Origin of the sequence: Mycobacterium helveticum, from assembly GCF_007714205.1 — a bacterium.
In the GTDB taxonomy this organism is placed as follows: Bacteria; Actinomycetota; Actinomycetes; order Mycobacteriales; family Mycobacteriaceae; genus Mycobacterium; species Mycobacterium helveticum.
Genome location: NZ_VMQU01000224.1, coordinates 1 through 4,008 on the forward strand (window position 1 = coordinate 1; position 4,008 = coordinate 4,008).

Annotated in this window: 2 protein-coding genes and 3 pseudogenes; 2 read left to right on the plus strand and 3 right to left on the minus strand. The window is 63.1% G+C overall.

Features of this window, described 5'->3' with window-relative positions:
• From FPZ47_RS26755 to FPZ47_RS26765, 3 genes and pseudogenes are all read right to left on the minus strand, one after another.
• The coding region (locus FPZ47_RS26755; RefSeq protein ID WP_085081474.1) for an MmpS family transport accessory protein at nt 1-412 on the minus strand (412 nt) is incomplete at its 3' end.
• A gap of 218 nt (nt 413-630) precedes the next feature.
• Nucleotides 631-937: pseudogene (locus FPZ47_RS30040) on the minus strand (TetR/AcrR family transcriptional regulator); the annotation flags it as partial.
• A gap of 82 nt (nt 938-1,019) precedes the next feature.
• Nucleotides 1,020-2,030 (minus strand): alpha/beta hydrolase, encoded by a 1,011-nt coding sequence (locus FPZ47_RS26765; RefSeq protein WP_033721600.1) that lies wholly within the window; start codon nt 2,028-2,030, stop codon nt 1,020-1,022.
• A 277-nt stretch (nt 2,031-2,307) separates the two neighbouring features.
• On the opposite strand from FPZ47_RS26765, the pseudogene FPZ47_RS26770 reads away from it, so the two are divergent.
• Nucleotides 2,308-3,596: pseudogene (locus FPZ47_RS26770) on the plus strand (IS1380 family transposase); the annotation flags it as partial.
• A pseudogene (locus FPZ47_RS26775) lies at nt 3,595-3,930 on the plus strand (IS5 family transposase); the annotation flags it as partial. The pseudogenes FPZ47_RS26770 and FPZ47_RS26775, both read left to right, overlap by 2 nt.
• Between the last annotated feature and the right edge of the window lie 78 nt (nt 3,931-4,008).

Genomic DNA, 4,008 nt, shown 5'->3' on the forward strand with positions numbered 1-4,008 from the left:
ACTTCACTATGCAGAACGTTTGCGCATTCATACCCTGACTCGACCTTTCGTCCTTGACCACCTCGTCCACGATGATCCGGCAGCCGATTTGGTTGCTGTCGCCCTGCGCGACGATGTTGACGCTCACCGAGGGCAGCGTCGAGGTAACCGAGAGCGTCCAGGGCAAAGGCACGTTGCTAGCTTTCTGGGGCTGGGCATTGATGTCCAAGTAGTTGATGTTGGCCACCGTCCCCGGGGGACCATAAACCTGGTAAACCACGCGCTTGGGATTGAACGGCTTGATCTCATCGGCGATGCCGCTGGTCATCGGGCGATTGTCGTGGACGCCGAAAAAGGTGCGAAGCCGCAGTACGCAGAAGCCCGCTACCGCCACCACCGCCACGATGACCAGGACGATCCACATTTTCTTCATCGCAGCGCCAACGTGAATCCTCCCCAGCCAACCATCTCCCGCTAGTTGGGCGCCCCACCGCCCGTTCGACTGGCTCGATCGCAACTTAGCGTTTGGCGCAAAGCCATTGCCGGCGGAAGGCTGCGCGGTCTCGCCTGGTTCCCGGCCATCGACAAGGTTGGCATCGTTTTCACCGGTTGCAGTTCGCCAAGCCACTGCGTCCTGGTCTCCTTTTCTGTTCATGAGGTTTCAGAGATGAGGCCGATGCACCTGGCGGTCAGCAGGCGGGTCAAGGCGGACGCGAAGCCCAGATTCCACTCGGGCGGAACGACTTGCGCGCCCTTTGCGTAGACATCGGTGAGCCGCTCTGGCGGGTTGGCGTCTGCCAGAGGGTGGCCACCAGCGAGTAGGCGGCCAACAGCATATCCAGTGATCCCGAACGGCCGAGCGCAGGCAACGAGCTCTCAATTGCGTCGGCGGGGATAGCGTCGCGGCGGTCCTGATCCGCTTGACCTCGACAACCCGTTCGTCGTCCACCTCGTGCTGCGACCGGCGTCTTGGTCCGCGCCGCACTTGAAGCCCTGCGCTACTGGCTGCTCTATGTTCCACGACCTGCGCGATGGGCGGATTATGCGCTGTTCTTTTCCGGCGCGGTGGTGAGATGACGGATAAACATCGCCACCTCCTCAACCGCGCGAAGCGCATCTGGGTTGACGTCGAAACCGAGCTGGAACATGTGCATCGCCTTGTGCCACTGCTGCACCCACACTGGTACGCCGTGAGCCCGCAGCCGGTCGGCCAGCGTGAGGGTGTCATTGAGCAGCATCTCGTGGGTGCCAACCTGGAGCAAAAATGGGCCAAGGCCATGCAGATCGGCCTCCGACGGCATCACTGGCGCCGCCCGGGTGCCGTTGACAGTACCGAAGACGTCATAGAGGAACTTCACCGTCATGAACGGAAACATCACGTCGCGATGGTCTTTGAGGGCCCGGTACTTCAGCCCCATATCCGACGACGTCAGCGGTGACATCAGCGCCTGACCCGCAGGCACCGGCAGCCCGCTGTCGCGGGCGGCCAGTGCGGTACCGGCAGCCACCATGCCACCGGCCGAATCTCCTGCTAGCACAATGCGATCCGCTGAAAAGCCGAGCGACATAACGTAGCGGTAGGCGTCGAGCCCGTCGGACACGGCATCCTCAAGGCGGGCCTGCGGGGCCAGCCGGTAACCGACATTGAATACCCGCGCGCCGGTCTCTTGGGAGAGCTTACCGACAAACCGCCGATGCGAATTGAGACCCAAAGTCACCAGCGCCGAGCCGTGGAAGTAGACGATAACCCGGTCGGACTGGCGGGCCGTCGGGAATACCACCCACTCGGCCGGACACTGTGGCAATGCGACGGGGGTCACTTGAGTTCCCGCCGGTGGCGGCACCACGCGCAGCGGTTTGTCGATGACGTCAAGGCGTGCACGCTGCAACAGGTGAGGACTGAAACGGTTGATGACTATGCCGATGACGGTCAAGGTAGCGAGCACTGGGCGCGCGAAGATAGCCGTCAATAACGCCAGCAGGCGCGACTGCCAGCAGATGGAGCCGAAGTGGGCGCTCGCGGGCCGATCCCGCCAATCAGACGAATTCACAGAGCCAACGGTATCAGGTACCGCATGTATTAGATACTATCTGTATGGGGTCCGCTGTAACGCGCGAAGGAGTGAGGACGGTAGCGGTCTGCACGTTCGACAGACCCCTCGCGATCGGACGGGAGGGGCCCAGATCGCCGACTTCACAATGCTAGCCTCGAGGTTTCATGTCGTTGGGGGTTGTGACGGCGTGTAATGCACGGAAGCGCCTGTCCTGCAGGGAATTCTTGGGATTGCTGAAGTCTCAAGATCCTCAAGCAGGAAGGCAACTCCGTAGGTGAAGCGTAACGCAGTTGGTGGGCTGGTCGTCGATGATGTCCGCGAGTCGTTGGTGACGTCATCGGGCGCGGCGATGATGAACGAGACGATCCGGGTTGCGGGCCTGGGGCTTGTCCTATCGAGGGCGCTGGGGCCGTGGCGGCTGGCGCGGGCCCGCCATGATCCGGGCAAGGTGCTGCTTGACGTGGCGATCGCGGTCGCGCTCGGTGGTGACTGTTTGGCCGATGTGGCCGCAGTCCGTGCGCAGCGCGACTTGTTCGGAGTCGTGGCCTCCGACCCGACTGTGTCTCGGTTGTTTGCGGCGTTGGCCGTCGATGACGCCACCACCGATGCTGCGGTCATGGCGCTGCGCTCGGCACACGCTGCAGCCCGTGACCGGGTCTGGTCACGGCGTCGGCCGCTGGCGGGAACACCGGGAACACGAGAGGGTGGGCAGGTCATCGTCGATATCGATGCCACCCTGGTGGCGGCGCATTCGGATAAGGAGGGCGCTGAGGCGACCCACAAGATGTCTTATGGGTTCGCCCCGATGTGCGCTTTTGTCGACCATGGCGAGCACGGCACCGGAGAAACTCTGGCGCTGGACCTACGCCCGGAAAGGCCTCGCCGTTCAATAGTTCTGATCACATCACAGTGCTGGGCGCCGCGCTGGAACAACTGCCCGCCGCCGAGCGGGGCCAGGTGCTGGTGCGCGCCGATGCCGGCGGGGCGTCTAAAGCATTCCTGCATCACCTCACCGACGCCGGATTGCACTATTCCATCGGGTTTCCCGCTCACGGCCCTGTCCAGGCCGCGATCGAGACGATTCCCGAGCAGGCTTGGGTGGCTGCGCTCGACAGTGACGGCGCACCTCGTGAGGGTGCGCAGGTCGCCGAGCTCACCAACTGGATGCCGACCCCGGTCAAACCCACCCGTTCGCCGGCCAAGTACGGCCCCCAGGAATGGCCACGCGGGATGCGAGTCATCGCCCGCCGTGAACGTCCTCACCCCGGTGCCCAGCTACGGCTGACCGACCATAACGGCTGGCGAATCACCTGCTTTGCGACCAACACTCGCGGAACCGGCTGGACGCTGCCGACCCTGGAAGTGCGTCACCGCCAACGCGCCCGCGCCGAAGACCGTATCCGCTGTCTGAAGGACACCGGCCTGCGTAACCTGCCTTTCCACAGCTACCGGGCCAACCGGATCTGGCTCGAAGTCGTCGCCCTGGCTGGCGACCTGATCGCCTGGACTCAAACCCTGGCCTTCGAGCGTCATCAACCCGCCCGCAGCCAAGATCGATCTCGTGACACGGACGGGTGTGATTTGTGATGAGTTTTGGGCGGTGGTCGAGCCGTTGATGCCGTCGCATGACGGTAAGCGAGGCAACAGGTTTCGTGATCACCGGCTGATCCTGGAAGCGATCGCCTGGCATTTTCGCACAGGATGCCCGTGGCGGGACCTGCCCGCCGAATTCGGGCCGTGGCAAACAGTGTGGAAACGCCATCACCGGTGGTCGCTGGACGGCACGTACGACGAGATGTTCGCCCGGGTCGCGGCCTCGTTCGGGTTCGACGCCGACGTGCACGCCGACATCGAAAAGCTGTTATCAGTCGATTCGACCAACGTGCGTGCCCATCAACGGCTCTTCGTAATTCAGAGTGCATTGACAAGTTGGTGGAGTGCTCCGCTGTGTAGTAGTGAGCGCCAACGGTAGTGG